This is a genomic window from Glycomyces sp. NPDC046736 (assembly GCF_040645615.1).
In the GTDB taxonomy this organism is placed as follows: domain Bacteria; phylum Actinomycetota; class Actinomycetes; order Mycobacteriales; family Micromonosporaceae; genus Glycomyces.
Map to the genome: position 1 here is coordinate 24,875 of NZ_JBEYYO010000026.1, position 16,478 is coordinate 41,352.

General features: G+C 70.8%; 16 protein-coding genes. 4 read left to right on the plus strand and 12 right to left on the minus strand.

From position 1 onward, the window contains the following. Nucleotides 1-54: 54 nt before the first annotated feature. The 8 genes from murC to AB0B28_RS21090 all read right to left on the minus strand — a co-directional run bounded on the left by murC (nt 55) and on the right by AB0B28_RS21090 (nt 9,833). Entirely contained in the window at nt 55-1,467 is a 1,413-nt protein-coding gene (murC, locus tag AB0B28_RS21055; protein ID WP_360124098.1) for a UDP-N-acetylmuramate--L-alanine ligase, read from the minus strand. After that, nucleotides 1,464-2,576, minus strand: coding sequence for a UDP-N-acetylglucosamine--N-acetylmuramyl-(pentapeptide) pyrophosphoryl-undecaprenol N-acetylglucosamine transferase (locus tag AB0B28_RS21060; protein ID WP_360124200.1), 1,113 nt, complete (start codon nt 2,574-2,576; stop codon nt 1,464-1,466). The genes murC and AB0B28_RS21060 overlap by 4 nt, the downstream gene beginning before the upstream one ends. Nucleotides 2,577-2,578: 2 nt before the next feature. Beyond that, entirely contained in the window at nt 2,579-3,850 is a 1,272-nt protein-coding gene (ftsW, locus tag AB0B28_RS21065; RefSeq protein ID WP_360124101.1) for a putative lipid II flippase FtsW, read from the minus strand. Beyond that, nucleotides 3,847-5,211, minus strand: a complete 1,365-nt coding sequence (gene murD, locus AB0B28_RS21070; RefSeq protein WP_360124104.1) for a UDP-N-acetylmuramoyl-L-alanine--D-glutamate ligase — start codon at nt 5,209-5,211, stop codon at nt 3,847-3,849. The genes ftsW and murD overlap by 4 nt, the downstream gene beginning before the upstream one ends. 3 nt (nt 5,212-5,214) lie before the next feature. After that, on the minus strand, nt 5,215-6,333 hold the full coding sequence (gene mraY / locus AB0B28_RS21075; protein ID WP_360124107.1) for a phospho-N-acetylmuramoyl-pentapeptide-transferase: 1,119 nt from the start codon (nt 6,331-6,333) through the stop codon (nt 5,215-5,217). Further along, nucleotides 6,330-7,700 (minus strand): UDP-N-acetylmuramoyl-tripeptide--D-alanyl-D-alanine ligase, encoded by a 1,371-nt coding sequence (gene murF, locus AB0B28_RS21080; protein WP_360124110.1) that lies wholly within the window; start codon nt 7,698-7,700, stop codon nt 6,330-6,332. The genes mraY and murF overlap by 4 nt, the downstream gene beginning before the upstream one ends. Before the next feature lie 40 nt (nt 7,701-7,740). Then, nucleotides 7,741-9,240, minus strand: a complete 1,500-nt coding sequence (locus tag AB0B28_RS21085; protein ID WP_360124113.1) for a UDP-N-acetylmuramoyl-L-alanyl-D-glutamate--2,6-diaminopimelate ligase — start codon at nt 9,238-9,240, stop codon at nt 7,741-7,743. Between the two features lie 65 nt (nt 9,241-9,305). Beyond that, entirely contained in the window at nt 9,306-9,833 is a 528-nt protein-coding gene (locus tag AB0B28_RS21090; RefSeq protein WP_360124116.1) for a MarR family winged helix-turn-helix transcriptional regulator, read from the minus strand. A gap of 251 nt (nt 9,834-10,084) precedes the next feature. On the opposite strand from AB0B28_RS21090, the gene AB0B28_RS21095 reads away from it, so the two are divergent. Both AB0B28_RS21095 and AB0B28_RS21100 read left to right on the plus strand, forming a co-directional pair. Then, entirely contained in the window at nt 10,085-11,125 is a 1,041-nt protein-coding gene (locus AB0B28_RS21095; protein WP_360124119.1) for a hypothetical protein, read from the plus strand. Between the two features lie 63 nt (nt 11,126-11,188). Next, entirely contained in the window at nt 11,189-12,400 is a 1,212-nt protein-coding gene (locus AB0B28_RS21100; RefSeq protein WP_360124122.1) for an Ig-like domain-containing protein, read from the plus strand. Between the two features lie 46 nt (nt 12,401-12,446). On the opposite strand, the gene AB0B28_RS21105 is transcribed toward AB0B28_RS21100, so the two are convergent. Further along, nucleotides 12,447-12,785 (minus strand): DUF3817 domain-containing protein, encoded by a 339-nt coding sequence (locus AB0B28_RS21105; RefSeq protein ID WP_360124125.1) that lies wholly within the window; start codon nt 12,783-12,785, stop codon nt 12,447-12,449. Next, nucleotides 12,782-13,129, minus strand: a complete 348-nt coding sequence (locus AB0B28_RS21110) for a hypothetical protein (protein ID WP_360124128.1) — start codon at nt 13,127-13,129, stop codon at nt 12,782-12,784. The genes AB0B28_RS21105 and AB0B28_RS21110 overlap by 4 nt, the downstream gene beginning before the upstream one ends. 66 nt (nt 13,130-13,195) lie before the next feature. Here AB0B28_RS21110 and AB0B28_RS21115 point away from each other — a divergent pair, with 66 nt between their 5' ends. Further along, nucleotides 13,196-14,098 carry an acyltransferase domain-containing protein gene (locus AB0B28_RS21115; protein WP_360124131.1) on the plus strand — a complete coding sequence of 301 codons (903 nt, stop codon included), beginning with the start codon at nt 13,196-13,198 and terminating at the stop codon, nt 14,096-14,098. A gap of 6 nt (nt 14,099-14,104) precedes the next feature. Here AB0B28_RS21115 and AB0B28_RS21120 read toward each other — a convergent pair whose 3' ends face one another. Continuing rightward, nucleotides 14,105-15,289, minus strand: a complete 1,185-nt coding sequence (locus AB0B28_RS21120; protein WP_360124134.1) for a hypothetical protein — start codon at nt 15,287-15,289, stop codon at nt 14,105-14,107. A 101-nt stretch (nt 15,290-15,390) separates the two neighbouring features. Then, entirely contained in the window at nt 15,391-15,873 is a 483-nt protein-coding gene (locus AB0B28_RS21125) for a cupin domain-containing protein (RefSeq protein ID WP_360124137.1), read from the minus strand. Between the two features lie 110 nt (nt 15,874-15,983). Between AB0B28_RS21125 and AB0B28_RS21130 the strand changes: the two genes are divergently transcribed. Next, on the plus strand, nt 15,984-16,472 hold the full coding sequence (locus tag AB0B28_RS21130; RefSeq protein WP_360124140.1) for an Rrf2 family transcriptional regulator: 489 nt from the start codon (nt 15,984-15,986) through the stop codon (nt 16,470-16,472). Nucleotides 16,473-16,478 lie beyond the last annotated feature (6 nt).

Consider the following 16,478-nt stretch of genomic DNA (forward strand, 5'->3'; position numbering starts at 1 on the left):
CGAACACCACGATGAAGGCGGCCGGAGCGATCCGGCCGCCTTCGTCGTCTCCGCTCAGCGGAGAAGGTCTTCGGGCATGAGGGAGATCGGAGGGGCTCCCATGGTCACGACCACGTCGCCGGGGGCGGCGAGGGCTTTGACCGCTGCCGGGACGTCGGACCATTCGGGGACGAAGGTCTTGTCGGCGTCGGGGAGGGCGACGGCATCTGCAAGGGCTTGGCCGCCTTCGCCTTCGGGGATCTCCTCGCCGGGGCCGAAGATCTCCATGACCACGGCCTTGTCGGCCAGGGCGAGCGCTTCGGCGATGTCCTCGCGCATCTCGACGGTGCGGTAGACGCGGTAGGGCAGGAAGACCACCACGAGGTTGCCGGGGGCGGCGACCTCCTTGAGGGTCTTGATGGCCTCGGTCATCGCGGTCGGGTGGTAGGCGTACTCGTCGAAGACCGCGTAGCCGTCGATCTCGCCGCGCTTCTCGAAGCGGCGCTTGACCCCGCCGAACGCGGCGATCCCGGCGGCGATCGCGTCGGGTTCGAGTCCGATCTGGAGGCCCACGGCGATCGCGGCGGCCGAGTTGAGGGCGATGTGGCGGCCCGGCATCGGCAGGTGGAAGCGGCCCAGGAGCTGGTTGTGGGCCAGGACGGTGTAGTCCACGCCGTCCTTGCTGGACTCGACCTCGCCGAGCTGGATGTCCGCGCCGTCGCCGAACCCGTAGGTGGCGACCGAGCGGCCTTCGGCGCGCAGCATCTTGGCGAGCGCGAGCGTGCCGGGGTTGTCGGCGCACAGGACGAGCAGCCCGTCCTTGTCGGTGTTGCGGCAGAAGCGCTCGAAGGCCTCGGTGAGGGAGTCCATGTCGCCGTAGGTGTTCAGGTGGTCCACGTCGATGTTGGTGACCACCCCGATCTCGGGGCGGTAGCGCAGGAAACTGCGGTCGGACTCGTCGGCCTCGGCCACGAAGAACGCGCCGTCGCCGTGCGAGCCGGTGTGTGCGCCGATGATCTCGCCGCCGTTGACATAGGACGGCGCGAGCCCGGCGTGCTCCAGCATCTGGGTGATGATCGCGGTGGTGGTGGTCTTGCCGTGGGTGCCGGTGACCACGATCGAGCGGCGGCCGGTCATGGCCGCGGCGAGGGCCTCGGAGCGGTGGAGGACCCGGATGCCCCTCTCGCGGGCCTCGACGACCTCGACGTGGCGGTCGTTGATCGCGGTGGAGCGCACCACGGTGTCGATGCCGTTGAGGTTGGCCTTGGCGTGCTCGCGGTGGAGGGTGACGCCGAGGTCTTCGAGCTCGGGCAGGTTCGGCCACTCCTTGGTCTCGGAGCCGGTCACGTCGAGCCCGCGGGTCGCGTACAGGCGGGTGAGGCCGTTCATGCCGACGCCGCCGACGCCGATGAAGAGCGTGCGGCCGAGGTCCTCGGCGGTGATGCCCTCGTCGATCGGGCTGGTCAGGTCGTTCGGGTCGTCGCTCATGCCTGCTCCACCACTTTGATCGTGTAATTGCGCAAAGCCTCGTCGCCGGTGCGCGAGCCGAAGGCGGCTGCGGCCTGGGACATCTGGGCGACCTTGGCGCGGTCGGTGATGACCGGGATGAGGTTGGCCTCGATCCAGGCGGGGCTGAGGTTCTCGTCGTCGCAGAACATCGCGCCGCCGGCGGCCACCACGGGCCCGGCGTTGCGGTACTGCTCCTTGTTGCCCCAGGGCATGGGCACGAACACGGTGGGGACGCCGAGCGCGGAGACCTCGGCGACGGTCATGGAGCCGCCGCGGGCCAGGACCATGTCAGCGGCGGCGTAGCCGAGGTCCATGCGGTCGAGGTAGGGCAGGGTCCGGTAGGGCACGGGCAGGCCCTCGGGGATGTGGATCGGCTCGTCGCGGCGCGCGCCGGTGACGTGGAGGACCTGGACGCCGCGGTGCGTGAGCATCTGGGCCGCGCCGGAGACGGCGTTGTTGATCGAGGCCGCGCCCTGGGAGCCGCCGTAGACGAACAGCACGGGCCGCCGGGGGTCGAGCCCGAAGTACTGGCAGGCCTGGGCGCGCATGGCGTTCCGGTCGAGGTGGGCGATCTCGGGGCGCAGCGGGACTCCGGTGACGGTGCCGTCGGCGAGGATCGGGGAGGCCTGCGGCAGGTGCGGGAATCCGAGGGCGAGGTTGTCGCTGAACTTGAGGGCCATCTTGTTGGCGACCCCGGGCGGGTCGTTGAACTCGAAGATGACCATCGGGGTCTTGCGCCGCCACGCGGCGAGGTAGGCCGGGACGGCCACGTAGCCGCCGAAGCCGACCACCACGTCGGCCGCGACCTCGTCCATGACGTCGCGGGTGGCCTTCATGGCCTTGAGCATCCGCGGCGCGGTCAGCAGCAGGTCGAGGTTGATCTTGCGGGGCAGCTGGTGGGCCGGGACGTTGCGCAGGTCGTATCCGGCCTTGGGGATGAGGTCGTTCTCCAGGCCCTTCTCGGTGCCGAGGCAGGTGACGCGGACGTGCGGGTCGTGGCGGCGGAGGCAGTCGGCGAAGGCCAGGAGCGGGTAGATGTGGCCGCCGGTGCCGCCGCCCGCGAGGACGACCGATCGAAGCTGAGGCAACGTCATGTCTTTCTGGTCGAAGGGACGGGTTCGGAGTCGGATTCCGTGCGGGGTGCGGGCGGCAGGGGGGCCCAGAGCAAGCGTACGAGACGTGAGGGGTTGCGGGCCCGCAGCGCCTGCGCGGCGTCGGGTTCGGCACGCGCGAACCCGGCGAGCATGCCGACCGCGGCGAGGACCACCACGAGCGCGGTGCCGCCGTCGGAGATGAACGGCAGCGGGACCCCGGTCATCGGGATGAGGCCGAGCACGCCGCCGATGTTGATGAAGGCCTGGCCCGCGATCCAGATCGTCACGCCCGCGGCCACGAGGGACCGGAACGGGTCGTCGGAGCGGCGCGCGATGCGGAACCCGGTGTAGACCAGGACCCCGAACAGCGCCAGGATCACCAGGCAGCCGACCACGCCGAGCTCCTCGGCGATGAGCGCGAAGATGAAGTCGTTGTGGCCGTTGGGGAGCCATTCCCACTTCTGGCGGCTCTCGCCGAGCCCGACCCCGAACCAGCCGCCGTCGGCGATCGCGTAGTAGCCCTGGATGGCCTGGTAGCCCCACGTGTCGGCGAAGTCCTGGGGGCGCGAGAACGAGATGATGCGCTCCATGCGGTAGCCCTCGAAGGCGATCAGGAGCACCGAGCCGGTCAGGGCCGTGCCGAACAGGACCGCGAGGATCCGCATCGGGACCCCCGAGGCCCACAGGAGGCCGATGAACACGGCCACGATGATGAGCATCGTCCCCAGGTCGGCGTAGCCGATGATGAGCATGAGGACCCCGGCGATGGGGAACATCGGGATCGCCAGGTCGCGCCACGAGGCGATGCGCGGGCCCAGGCGCACCAGCGAGTCGGCGGCCCACAGGAGCAGCGCGAACTTGGCGATCTCGGCGGGCTGGAACTGGATCGGTCCCAAGTGGATCCACAGCTGGTCGGCCGCGATGCCCGAGGACTCGCTCGGGTCGGGCTTGCGCATCGACATGACGACCAGGAACAGGCCGAGCAGGACCGAGATGATCAGGAGCGGGCGGGCCACCGCGCGGTAGGTGCGCGAGGGCAAGCGCTGGGCGATCCAGAAGCAGATCAGGCCCACCCCGGCCCAGATCGCCTGCTGGAGGATGATCGTGAACGCGGTACCGGTGGCCTTGTAGGACTCGACCATCGTGGCCGAAAAGACCATGACCAGGCCGATGGTGAGCAGGAGCGCCGAGGAGGAGAGCAGCAGGTAGTACGAGGCGAGCGGCCGGTCGAGGAGGCCGCGCAGCAGCTCGGTGAACCCGCTCTTCACTCGGCCTCACCCGCGATCTGGGCCCGCGCGGCCGCGGCGAACGCGTCGCCGCGGTGGGAGTAGGAGTCGAACATGTCGTAGGAGGCCGCGGCGGGGGCCAGCAGCACGGTGTCCCCCGGCTGCGCGAAGCCCGCGGCGCGGGCGGCGACGTCGGTCATGACCGCATCGTCGCCGCCGTCGAGCACGACCACCGGGAGGTCCGGGGCGTGTCGCGCCAGCGCGTCGGCGATGAGCGCCCGGTCCTGTCCGATGAGGACCGCGGCGCGGAGCTTGTGGGCGTACTGGGACACCAGGTCGTCGACGTCGACGCCTTTGAGCTGGCCCCCGGCGACCCACACGATGGAGTCGTAGGCGGCGAGCGCGGCGGCGGCGGCGTGCGGATTGGTGGCCTTGGAGTCGTCGACCCAGGTCACGCCGTCGTGCTCGGCGAAGGCGACGTTGCGGTGGGGTTCGGGTACGTAGCCGCGGATCGCGTCGCCGATGTCGCGGTGCGAGACCCCGACCTGGCGGGCCAGCGCGGCGGCGGCGAGCGCGTTGGCGACGTTGTGCCATCCGGCGGGCCGCACGTCCTCGACCGAGCAGATCTGGACCGGTTCGGGCCCGGTGTAGTCGACGAGGAAGCCCAGGGCCACGCCGAACTGACCCGGTTCGGGCTGGTTGAGGGTGAAACCGGTGATCTCGGCGTCGGTGTGCTTGGCGAGGGCCACGACCGCGGGGTCGTCGAGGTTGACCACGGCGCGCCCGCCGCGCCAGACCGCGGACTTGGCCTCGGCGTAGGCGTCAAAGCCGCCGTGCCAGTCGAGGTGGTCGGGGGCGAGGTTGAGCACGGCCCCGGCGGTGGGGGCGAGCTCGGCCGACCAGTGGAGCTGGTAGCTGGAGAGCTCGACGGCGATGACGTCGTAGGGGCCGTTGGCGGCGTGGACGAGCGGGACGCCGATGTTGCCGAGCGCGGCGGTGCGCAGTCCGGCGGCGGCGAGCATCGCGGCGAGCATCGTCGTGGTGGTGGTCTTGCCGTTGGTGCCGGTGACGGCGAGCCAGCGCGCGGCGTCCGGTCCCCGCAGCCGCCAGGCGAGTTCGGGTTCGGAGAAGGTCTCGATCCCGGCCTCGCGCGCGGCGGCGGCGATGGGGTGGTGGGGCGGGAAGCCCGGGGAGAGGATCACCTGCTCGACCCCGTCGAGGAGGGCGGGGTCGAAGGCGTCGGACACGACGCGGGCCGCGCCGCGGGCGGCGAGGGCCCTGAGCCGGTCGGAGTCCTCGCGGTCGTAGACGGTGACGGCGGCGCCGCGGTCGAGGAGGACCTCGGCGCACGCGGCTCCGGCGACGCGGGCTCCGGCCACGAGGACTCGTTCGGCGATGCGCACCCGCTACCCCGCCATCCGCAGGAAGTCGGCGAAGAAGAAGCCGAGGGCGATGCCGACGCCGATGCCGGCGATGATCCAGAACCGGACCACGATGTTGACCTCGGACCAGCCGGCGAGTTCGAAGTGGTGCTGGAGCGGGGCCATGCGGAAGACGCGGCGTCCGGTGAGTTTGAAGGAGGTTATCTGGATCATCACCGAGAAGGTGATGATCACGAACAGGGCGCCGATGATGGGGAGCAGGAGGATGGTCTTGGAGGCCACGGCGAGTCCGGCGATGAGGCCGCCGAGGCCGAGGGCCCCGGAGTCGCCCATGAAGATCTGGGCGGGCGAGGTGTTCCACCACAGGAAGCCGAACATGGCTCCGGCGGCGGCACCGGCGATGAGGGCGATCTCCAGGGGGTCGCGCACGTCGTAGCAGATGTTCGGGGAGAGGTTCTCGCCCGCGCCGCCGCACCAGTGGCGGTACTGCCAGAAGCCGATGATGAGGTAGGCGAGGAAGGCCATCATGGACGCGCCGGTCGCGAGGCCGTCGAGGCCGTCGGTGAGGTTGACGCCGTTGGCGGTCGCGTTCACGATCAGGACGATGAGGAGGACCATGCCGACGTTGGTGACCGGGATCCAGTCGATGTCGCTGGTGAAGGAGATGTACGGGGTGGCCACGGTCTCGCCGATGGAGCCGGTGTAGAAGACGCCGATGGAGCCGAAGATGATCGCGGCGATGGTCAGGCCGAGGATCTTGGCGCGGCCGGAGATGCCGCCCGAGTGCTTCTTGCGGATCTTGCGCCAGTCGTCGAGGAAGCCCACGAAGCCGCAGGCCACGAACAGGCCGATGATCACGATGCCGGTGGCGGTGAAGCCGGTGGGGCGGTGGAACTCGACGCCCGCCTCGATCTCGGGCAGGGCCATGAGGACGAGGTGGCCGCAGATGTAGGCCAGGACGGTGGTGACGATGAAGACCACGCCGCCCATGGTCGGGGTGCCGGACTTGGCGAGGTGGGTCTGGGGGCCGTCGGTGCGGATGGGCTGTCCGGCCTTGAGCCTCCGGAACAGCTTGGCCGCGAGGGGCGTGAGCGCCATGGTGAGCGCGAACGCCACGAACGCGGCGACGATGACTGCTCTCACTGGTCGGTTTCCTCCTTGGCGCGCAGGTGGTCGGCGACGTTCCAGGTGCGGTAGCGGGAGCCTTTCACCAGGACGGCGTCGCCGGGGCGCAGCCGGCGTCGTAGCAGCTCGATGGCCGCGTCTTGATCGGGGACATGTGTGGCGGTGACGCCGTCGGCACCGTCCACGATGGGTTGGGTGCCGTCGCCGACGGCGATGATCTCGTCGAGGCCGGCCGCTGCGGCCTGCTCGCCGACGCGGCGGTGGCATTCGTCGCTGAGCTCTTCGAGGTCGGCCATGAGGCCGAGCACGGCGATGCGTCGGCCCTGGGTGGGGAGTTGCCCGAGGGCGCGGACGGCCGCGCCCATCGAGGCGGGGTTGGCGTTGTAGGAGTCGTCGATGACGGTGGTGCCGTCGGGACGGGTGAAGACGTCCATGCGGCGCTCGGATTTGCGCACCGCTGCGGAGAGGCCTTCGGCGAGCTGCTCGGGGGTCGCGCCGAGCCGCCACACCGCGGCCGCCGCTGCCAGAGCGTTGTGCATGTGGTGGGCGCCCCAGAGGGCGAGTTCGACGCGGGCGTCGCCGTCGGGGGTGCGGAGGGTGAACGCGTGGCGGCCGTCGCGGGGGTTGACGTCGACGGCGGTGACGTCGGCCGGTTCCCTCACGCCGAAGGTGAGGACGCGGGCGCGGGTGCGCTCGGCCATGGCGATGACGCGGGAGTCGTCGGCGTTGAGCACGGCGGTGCCCTCGGGCGCGAGGAACCGCGGGAGCTCGGACTTGGCCTCGGCGGTGGTCTCGATCGAGCCGAAGCCGTCGAGGTGGGAGATGCCGACGTTGAGGACCGCCCCGATCTCGGGCGGGGCGATCTCGCACAGCTCGGTGATGTTGCCGACGTGGCGGGCGGCCAGTTCGAGCACCAGGTACTCGGTGTCGGGCTCGACGCGGCAGACCGTGTAGGGGTGGCCCAGTTCGTTGTTGAAGTTGCCTTCGGTGGCCACGGTGGGGCCGAGGCGGGCGCAGAGCTGCCCGATGAGGTCCTTGGTGGAGGTCTTGCCGTTGGAGCCGGTGACGCCGATGACGCGGGCCTTGGAGGCGGCGGCGATGTGCCGGGCGAGGCCGGTGAGGGCCGCGACGGCGTCGTCGACGTAGATCGCGGGACCGTCGATCTCGCGGGTGGCGATCACCGCGACCGCGCCCTGGGCCACGGCGGCGGCGGCGAAGTCGTGGCCGTCGACCTTCTCGCCGGGGATGGCCAGGAACAGCCCGCCGGGGCCGACCTTGCGGGAGTCGAACTCGACGCCGCCGGTGACGGCGGCCTCGGGGTCGGCGGTCTCGCTGAGCTTGCCGCCCGCGGCGGCGGCGACCTGGGCCAGGCTCATGGGGATCACGCGGCTGACTCCTCCTGTTGTGCGGTTCGGCGGTGGGGCCTCAGACCTCGTTGCTGGCCGGAGTGACCCAGCCCGCGTCCCTCAAGGCGCGGGCGAGGAGGACGCGGTCGTCGCTGGCGACGAGGCCCTCGGCGGTCTCGGTGACGGTCTCGTGGCCCTTGCCGAGCAGGGCGATCGCGTCTCCGGGGGCGGCCAGGGCGGCGGCTTCCCGCACGGCGGGTTCCCGTCCCGGAATATTACGGCAGGGCACGCCCTGTACGGCGGCGGCCACCTCGTCCCTGATGCGCGCGGGGTCCTCGGTGCGCGGGTTGTCGTCGGTGACGATGACCAGGTCGGCCGCGCGCGCGGCGGCCGCGCCCATGAGGGGGCGCTTGGAGCGGTCGCGGTCGCCTCCGGCGCCGATGATCGCGATGACCTTGCCGGGGGTGGACTCGCGGATCGCTTCGAGGACGGCGGTGACGGCCTCGGGCTTGTGGGCGTAGTCGACGATCCCGTGGACCGGGGAGGCGCCGGAGACCAGTTCCATGCGACCGGGCACGCCGGTGCAGGAGGCGACCCCGGCGAGCGCGGTCTCGGTGTCGACGCCAGAGGAGGCCACGAGGGCTACGGCGAGCGCGGCGTTGGCGACATTGTGGCGCCCGGGCATGTTGACCCGGCCTTCGCCTTTGCCGTCGGGAGTGTGGAGGTGGAAGGTCTGGGCGAAGCCGTCGGCGCTGATCGCGGAGGCGTAGTAACTGGCGCCGGGGTCTTCGAGGGAGAACGTGTAGGAGTCGGGTTCGACGAGGGTGGCGACGCGGCGGTCGTCGGCGTTGAGGATCGCCACCTTGGCGCGGCCGTCGAAGAGTTTGGCCTTGGCCGCGAAGTAGTCGTCGAGGTCTGCGTGGAAGTCGAGGTGGTCGGTGCCGAACATGGTGAACCCGGCGGCGGCGAAGCGGCACCCGGCGACCCGGCCGAGCGCGAGGGCGTGGCTGGAGACCTCCATGACCACGTCGGTGACGCCGCGTTCGACCGCGAGCGCCAAGAGCGCCTGGAGTTCGGGGGCCTCGGGGGTGGTGCGCTCGGACTCGATCGCCTCACCTGCGATGCGGGTCTCGACGGTGCCGATGATCCCGGTGGTGCGCCCGGCGTAGGAGAGCGCGGCTTCGACCAGGTAGGCCGTGGAGGTCTTGCCGTTGGTCCCGGTGATGCCGATGAGGTTGAGGCGTTCGGACGGGCGGCCCCAGACGCGGGCGGCGACTTCGCCGGTGAGCGCGCGCGGGTCCTCCACCACGAGCACGGGCAGGAGCCCGCCGACGAGGGAAGCGCCGCGCGCGTCGGTGAGGACGGCCACCGCGCCGCGTTCTGCGGCCTGGGAGGCGAACTCGGCGCCGTGGCGGCGCGAGCCCGGGAGCGCGGCGAAGAGGTCGCCAGGCTCGGTCGCGTCGGCGGCCAGGCTCACCCCGGTGAGGGCGAAGTCCAGGTCGGCGGCCTCGGGGACGAGGTCGGCCAGGCCGTCCACTCGGTAGGGGACGGTCGTCTCAGGACGCGGAAAGCTCGGCACGGCCTGACCCTACACCGATGCGGAGGGTCGGCAGGCTTTACACCGCCAGGGCCCACCGAAAGCGGTTACGCGGCCTCGCGTTCGCTGTGGCGGGCGTCGTCGTGGGTCTCGGCCGGGGCCGCGGCGCCGCGGTCGAGGTTGGCCGACCAGGTGCCCAGGAGCTTGTCGAGGTCGGCGGCCTGGTCGCAGTCGAGGGCGTCGAGGAAGATCTCGCGGACCAGCGAGAGGATGCACGGCGCGGCCTGTTCGAGGCGCTCGGCGCCGGCGTCGGAGAGCTTGACCCAGGTGCCGCGGTTGTCGCGGTCGCACTTGTGGCGCTCGACCAGGCCCATCTCGGAGAGGCGGTTCACCTGGTAGGTCACGGCGCTCTTGGCGGTGGCGATCCGGTCGGCCAGGTCGCTCATGCGCATCGAGCGCTCGTCGCTGTCGGCCAGGCGCACCAGGATCTCGTACTGGGTGTGGGTGATGCCGTGGTGGTCCTGGAGGCGGCGGTCGATCTGGTGCTCCAGTCGATGGGACACGTTGAGGAAGCGGTTCCAGACGGCATTGACGTCCGGTGCGAGCCAACGGCTCTCGAAATCGCCCGCGCCCATGTCCGACCTCCTCTCGCCGCGTCCGCGCCACCAGCCGCGAGGCTGGTTCAATTTCGAACAATCCTATCAGCCGAGGCCCCGGCCACCGGTGCGCGAGTTACCGACGCCATAGCTGAGGTGAAATCGGTGACCTGGCGACCACCTGGGGTTATACCGAAAGGCCCGAGTTCGGTCGAACAATCCTCTCGTTCTAGGCTGTACGCCGACCACCCCGTGGACACGGCTCCGAGCAACCGAAGGACTCCCAAGCCTTGAACGCCGGCATTTCAGCAGCGCACCGCCGCCCCCGCGCCGCCCTGGGCGGCCTCAAGCGCGTCCTGTCGCTCCCGATCGTGGCCCTCGCGGCCGTGGTCTTCCTCATCGCGCCGGGCTCGCAGTCGAGCGCGCAGGAGAACGGCGACCACGGAGCCTCCTCCGAGCTCAGCCAGGCGATCGAGGACTACCTCGACGCCCAGGACCAGCTCGACGCCCTGATCCAGGAGCAGGCCGACCTGGAGCAGGAGCTCGCCGACTCCCAGGTCGAGGTCGCCGAGCTCCAGGTGGAGCTGGAGGACTACGCCTACGTCGCGTCCACCACCTCGGACTACCAGTCCACGGCCGCGCTCATGGCCTCGGGCGACCCCAAGAACGCCATCAACGCGATGACGATGCTCCAGTTCCTCGGCGAGTCCCGCGCCGTCCGCCTGGGCGAGCTGATCGAGCGCCTGGCCGAGATCGAGGCCACCCGCCAGACGCTCGAGGACAACATCGCCGAGCAGGAGGACGTCGCCGACGACATGGAGGCGGCCCGCGACAAGGCCGCCCGCGAGCTCGCCGCCAGCGGCGGCGACAACGCTCAGGGCCCTTCGGCCTCGGACGCCCCGGCCGCCGAGCCCGCGCCGCGCAACTCCGACGGGACGCTCCCGGGCGAGGGATGCTCGGAGAACGACCCCACCACGGGCGCGTGCCTGACCCCGCGCACGCTCCACGCGCTGGAGCAGGCCCAGATCGTGGGCTTCACCAGGTACGTCAAGTGCTACCGGACCTCCTCGTTCGGCGAGCATGGCAAGGGCCGGGCCTGCGACTTCTCGTCCCAGGCCAACGGCTTCGGCGGCGACGCCACGGGCGGCGACTACGACTACGGGCAGAACCTCGCGGCCTGGTTCGTGGAGAACGCGCAGGCCCTGGGCGTGCAGTACGTGATCTGGTACCGCCAGATCTGGATGCCCTCCTCGGGCTGGAAGTCCTACTCGGGCGCGTACGGCGACCCGTCCTCGGACCACACGAACCACGTGCACCTCAGCATCCGCTGAGGGCAGCGCAGTTCACAGGGACGAAGAGGACGACTCCTCGCTTCCCCTGTGTACCGTGGGGCGATGACCTTCGCACGAACCTCTCTGACCCGACGCGGCGCTCTCGTCGCCGCCGCCGGAACGGCGGCGGTGGGCCTGGCGGCCGCTTGCACCAAGGAGAAGGGCACCATCGACGGCGGCGGCGACGCCGAGCCCGAGGAGCCGCAGAGCGCCGCGAAAGTGCAGCTCACCCCCGCTGACGGCAGCACCGATGCGACCGCGGCCACCGAGATCGCCTGGACGGTCGAGGAGGGCGAGTTCAACGAGTTCGCGCTCACCGACGCCTCGGGGAACGCCGTCGAGGGCGAGATGCACCCCGACGGGACCACCTGGGTCCCGGCCAGCCCGCTGGAGTGGGAGGCCACCTACACCGCCACGGTCACCGCCACCGACGCCGAGGGCGTGACCGGCGAGACCGTGTCGACCTTCACCCTCATCCCCTCCCCCGGGGACCGCGTGGGCCTGGAGAACTACCTGCCGAACCCGGACACCACGGTCGGGCAGGGCGCGATCCTCGCGTTCCGCTTCGACGGGCACGAGGTGCCCGAGGACCGACGCGCGGCCGTCGAGCGCCGCCTGTTCGTCACCTCCGAGCCCGCTCAGGAGGGCTCCTGGCACTGGATCACCGGCCGGGCGCTCGAATACCGGCCCAAGGAGTTCTGGCAGCCGAACACGCAGGTCAGCGTCAGGCTCGGCCTCGGCGGGCTCGACCTGGGCGAGGGCCGCTACGGCGAGTTCGACCAGTCCACGAACTTCACCACCGACTCCGAGGCCCGGATGTTGGAGGCCGACAACAACTCCAAGCAGATGCGGGCCTACCTGGACGGCACGATCGTGCAGACCATCCCGATCTCGCTGGGCTCGGACACCCCGATCGACGGGAACGACGCCCGCTCGTACTCGGGCACGATGACGATCATGAGCCGCGAGGAGGAGTCGACGTTCGTCTCCGAGCTCTACGACTACGAGACCGACGTCAAGTGGGCGATGCGCCTGACCTTCTCGGGCCAGTTCATCCACGGCGCGCCTTGGGCGGCCGACCGGCTCGGCAACTCGAACGGGTCGCACGGGTGCATCAACGTCAGCGACGCGATGGGCGAGTGGCTCTACAACTTCGTGCGCTGGGGCGACCCGGTCGTGGTCTCCAACACCGGTCTGGACGTGCCCCAGGGCGACGGGTTCACCGCCTGGAGCCTGGACTGGGACACCTTCAAGTCCGGGTCGTACCTGGAGTAGACGCGTGAAAAGGGCCCGGCGTTCGCCGGGCCCTTTCGCGTCGGTCTCAGACTTCGGAGCGGACCTTCGGGTCGGCGGCCTGCGGGTGCTCTTCGAGGATGCGGCGGTGCGCCCAGCGCTCGACGAAGAACGAGCCGATCGGGACCGTGCCGCCGAGCATGAGGCCCACCGTCTGGGGCCAGAACTTCCAACCGGCCTGCTGGGCCAGGTGGAAGGCCAGCACCAGGTAGACCATATAGCACAGGCCGTGGATCGGGCTGATGATCGCCACGAAGGTCTCGTCGCCGCCGAAGTACTTGAGCGGCATGGCGACGCCCACCAGCAGGATCAGGCAGGTGCCCACGATCCAGGCGACGATGCGGAAGCGGATCAGCGCGGCGTTCATGCGTGGCTCTCCTGTGCGGATTGCGGCCGGGGCGGCTCGGGTTCGGTCTGACGCGCCCGCAGGATCGCGGGCTCGAACGGCGAGGTCATCGGCGGCGGTTCGGGGCGGCCGCGGCGGCGCTCGCTCGGGGGCTGGTCCTTGCGCAGTTCGAGGCGCATCTGCCTGATCCACAGCGCGATGGTGAACAGCGCGAACAGCGGCCATTCGAACGCGTAGCCCCAGCTGATGGCGTTGCCGCCCTGGGCGCGCGAGAGCTGCCACCATCCGAGCAGCCCGAAGGCGACCGTCAACACCACCGCGAAGCAGTGCAGGACGATCCAGGGAGGCGTCAACAACCGTCGCACGCAGCCCAGCCTAAGGTGACCGACCCGATGTTGCCGCCGGGGGTCCAGGCGTGGTGACATAGGCCGGTGACTCAGGACCTTCCGCTCCCCGGTGCGATCGCGGCGTACCCCGACTTGGACACGGCCGCCGTCCGCGAGCTGCTGCTCGACTGGTGCGGCGCCGACCCCGAGGACGCCGACGCGGCCGCGCTCGCGGTCGGCGACGCCGCATCGCGCGAATATGAGGACCGCTGCTACCAGTCGATCCTCGCCGACATGGGCGGCCGCAAGTGGCTGCCGTGGCCGAAGCCTCCGGCGGAGCGGCCGCTGGCCGGGCTGTTCCCGGTGCTCGCGGCCGTGCCCGCGATGCTGGAGTACCACCGCGGCCGGGGCGTGGACGAGGAGCTGTCGCGACGGGTGCTCGCCGACGTGGGCGAGAAGCTGCGGCTCAACCGGCGCCTGTTCGGGCGGCCGGGCCTGGACGTCGCGCACTGGTTCTCCGCGCATGTGCGCGGCACGCTGTACCAGCTCGGGCGGCTCCAGTTCTGCCTCGAAGGCGCCGGTGAGCGGCCGCACCTGGGCGTCCACATCCGCGGCGAGGGCGGGCCCCTCACGCTCGATGCGGTGCGCGACTCGGCCGAGTGGGCCCTGGAGTTCTTCCCGACGGTGTTTCCCGAGCACTTCGCCGGGCCCGACGACATGGCGTTCTACTGCGAGTCCTGGCTCTTGGACCCGCAGCTTCGCGACTGGCTGCCCGAGCGGTCGAATATCCCCGGCTTCGCGGCGCTGTTCCAGCTCGAAGGCGAGCCGAACCCGGAGGGCAACCGCTCCGACCTGTGGCGCTTCGTGTTCGCGCGCCCCGAGGACACCCCGCTCGGGGAGCTGCCCGAGGACAACTCCCTCCAGCGCGCGGTCCTCGCCGGACTCAAAGCGGACGTGCCCTGGAGCAACCGCCTCGGCCGGTTGGACCTGACCCGACTGGGGCTCTGAGGCCGCTCAGAGGGCTTCGAACGTGTGCGTGCAGCGCTCGTTGTCCAGTTCGGCGGTCAGGTGCGCGCTCGTCTCCAGATCGGTCGTGAGGAAGACCATGGTGATCGCGTCGTTCTCGTCGATGACGCCCCGGAAGCCGTCCGGGGCGAACTCGCAGTCGAACGCGAGCCGCTGATACTCGCCGCTGCTCGACACGGTCGAGTACTCGACGACCTCGCCGGTGACGCGGAACGCCCCCTCCTGCTCGACGACGGCCTCGACTCCGGCGGACCCCGCCTCGTGCTCGGGCGACAGCCCGGGCGGGTCGGCGAGGGTGAACTGCGGGTACGGGTCGACCGTCCACTCCACGTTCCGGCTGTCCAGGTACATCGAGGAACCGTCCTCGTACTCGTACGCGGTCCGGAAGGCGAACGGGCAGAACCCTTCGAAGCTGGCGACGTCGCCCGCGAGCCGCGGCCCGGGGTCGCCGGTGGCGGCGCAGGCGTCGATGATCGCCGCGATCTGCTCACCGGCCTGGTCCAGCAGTTCACCCTCGACCACCAGCTCGGGAATCGGCCCCGGATGGTCTTCTCCGAGCACGGGCTTGGGCTCGGGCGTCGACAGGCCTTCGAGCGCTTCGGCGTTGGACGCGGTGACACCCTCCGGCAGGCTCGCGAAGAACCGATGCGTGCCCGGGAACACCGGGTAGAGCGGGCGGGGCGACAGGATCTGAGGACTGGGGTCGACAAGGCGGATGCCGTCCACGTCCAGGTAGGTCAGGGACGAGCGCTCGAAGGTGATCCACGAGAACGGGGTCGCGACCTGCCAGCCGTCGCCTGACTCCTCGGTCGCGAAACTCGCCCCCTTCGACTGCCCGAGACCGGTGAAGTCGACCCGCACCGTGCGCCCGCCGCCTGCCAGCTCGCCGCCGGTCTCGATCACCTCGAAGCTCCAGTCGGTGCGCATGGCGTCCTCGACCAGGAACACCGAGAGCTCTTCGGATTCGGGGAGGCGATCGGGCACGACCTCGGCGAACGCGGCCTCGATGTCGCGATCGAGCAGCGCGGTCAGGTAGCGCTCGACGGCCTTGGCTGGGCTGTCCCTGACCAGGACCACGACGGTGGTCACCGCGGCCGCGGCCACGACTGCCGCTATGGCGATGACGAGCAGGACGCGCTTTCGGCGCGGCGGCGGGGTGGGGATCGGCTGCATCGAGGGGTCCTTTCGGCGCGGCGGCGCGCGCGGGCACGTTGGGGCGGTTCGAGTCGGGCCATCCAGGTTAGGCACCCGATGCAATCGGAGCCGCCGCCCGCTCATGCCGACCGGGCGCGCCGCCAGGCCTCGCTCGCCACGTAGTGGTTGTCGTAGTGGTCCCCCGAGGCGGCGATCTCGGACGGGTCGGCCTCGCCTGCGTTGACGCGTTCGAGTAGGCGGTAGTAGTCGAACCGGTCGGCGGCCGGGGCGAACACGGCGAGGATGTCGGCGTCGTGGCCCTTGGCGGCTCCGAAGGCGTGCGGCAGGCCCGCCGGGATGCTCACGAAGTCGCCCGCGTCCAGCTCCACGACCTCGTCACCGGTGAGGACCTGGAGGCGGCCGGCGATCACGAACAGCGACTCGGTCGCGGCGGTGTGGAAGTGCGAGGGCGCGCCGTCGCCGCCGTCGGGGAAGGTCGAGCGGGTCACCGAGAGGGCCTCGCCGGTCTGGGAGGAGTCGGCGAGCAGGGTCATGACGGAGAGCTGGGCGTGCATGAGGCGCTCGGCGTCGGCGGCGCGGGTGACGACGGGGTTGGATTCCATGGTGGCTCCTCGTTCTCGTTTATCTAGACATTACATATCTAGATAATGATTCGCAACCTGTCCCTCCCGTGCCCGCGTCCGATGCGAACCAGGATGGCTACCATCGGGGTATGCGTATCAGCGAAGGCGTCGAGTGGGCCGCGCACTGCTGCCTGCTGCTCGACTGGATGGGGACCGAGGGCCCGGTCTCGACCGCGCGCCTGGCCGCCGGGTACGGCCTGCCGCCCGCGTACCTCAACAAGCAGCTGCAACCGCTCGTCAAGGCCGGGATTCTGACCTCGACGGCGGGCAAGAAGGGCGGGTTCAAGCTCGCGCGGTCACTGGAGGACATCACCCTCATGGACGTGCTCGCCGCGATCGAGGGGCCTTCGGAGGCGTTCCAGTGCGCCGAGATCCGCCAGAACGGGGTGTGGGCCGACGAGCCCGCGTCGGTCTTCCGCGCCCCGTGCGCGATCGACACCGCGATGCGCTCGGCCGAACTCGAATGGCGCCGGGCCCTCGCCGCGCAGACCCTCGCGGCAGTCCAGGCGAACGCCGAACTCCAAGCGCCCGGGCTGCGAACGCAGGTCCGGGAGTGGTACGCCCTTCCGAGGCCATAGGCTTGG

Coding starts and splice junctions, on each gene's coding strand:
- murC (WP_360124098.1), bottom strand. CDS start 1,467: ATGAGCGACGACCCGAACGACCTGACCAGCCCGATCGACGAGGGCATC.
- AB0B28_RS21090 (WP_360124116.1), bottom strand. CDS start 9,833: ATGGGCGCGGGCGATTTCGAGAGCCGTTGGCTCGCACCGGACGTCAAT.
- AB0B28_RS21100 (WP_360124122.1), top strand. CDS start 11,189: ATGACCTTCGCACGAACCTCTCTGACCCGACGCGGCGCTCTCGTCGCC.
- AB0B28_RS21105 (WP_360124125.1), bottom strand. CDS start 12,785: ATGAACGCCGCGCTGATCCGCTTCCGCATCGTCGCCTGGATCGTGGGC.
- AB0B28_RS21120 (WP_360124134.1), bottom strand. CDS start 15,289: ATGCAGCCGATCCCCACCCCGCCGCCGCGCCGAAAGCGCGTCCTGCTC.
- AB0B28_RS21125 (WP_360124137.1), bottom strand. CDS start 15,873: ATGGAATCCAACCCCGTCGTCACCCGCGCCGCCGACGCCGAGCGCCTC.
- AB0B28_RS21130 (WP_360124140.1), top strand. CDS start 15,984: ATGCGTATCAGCGAAGGCGTCGAGTGGGCCGCGCACTGCTGCCTGCTG.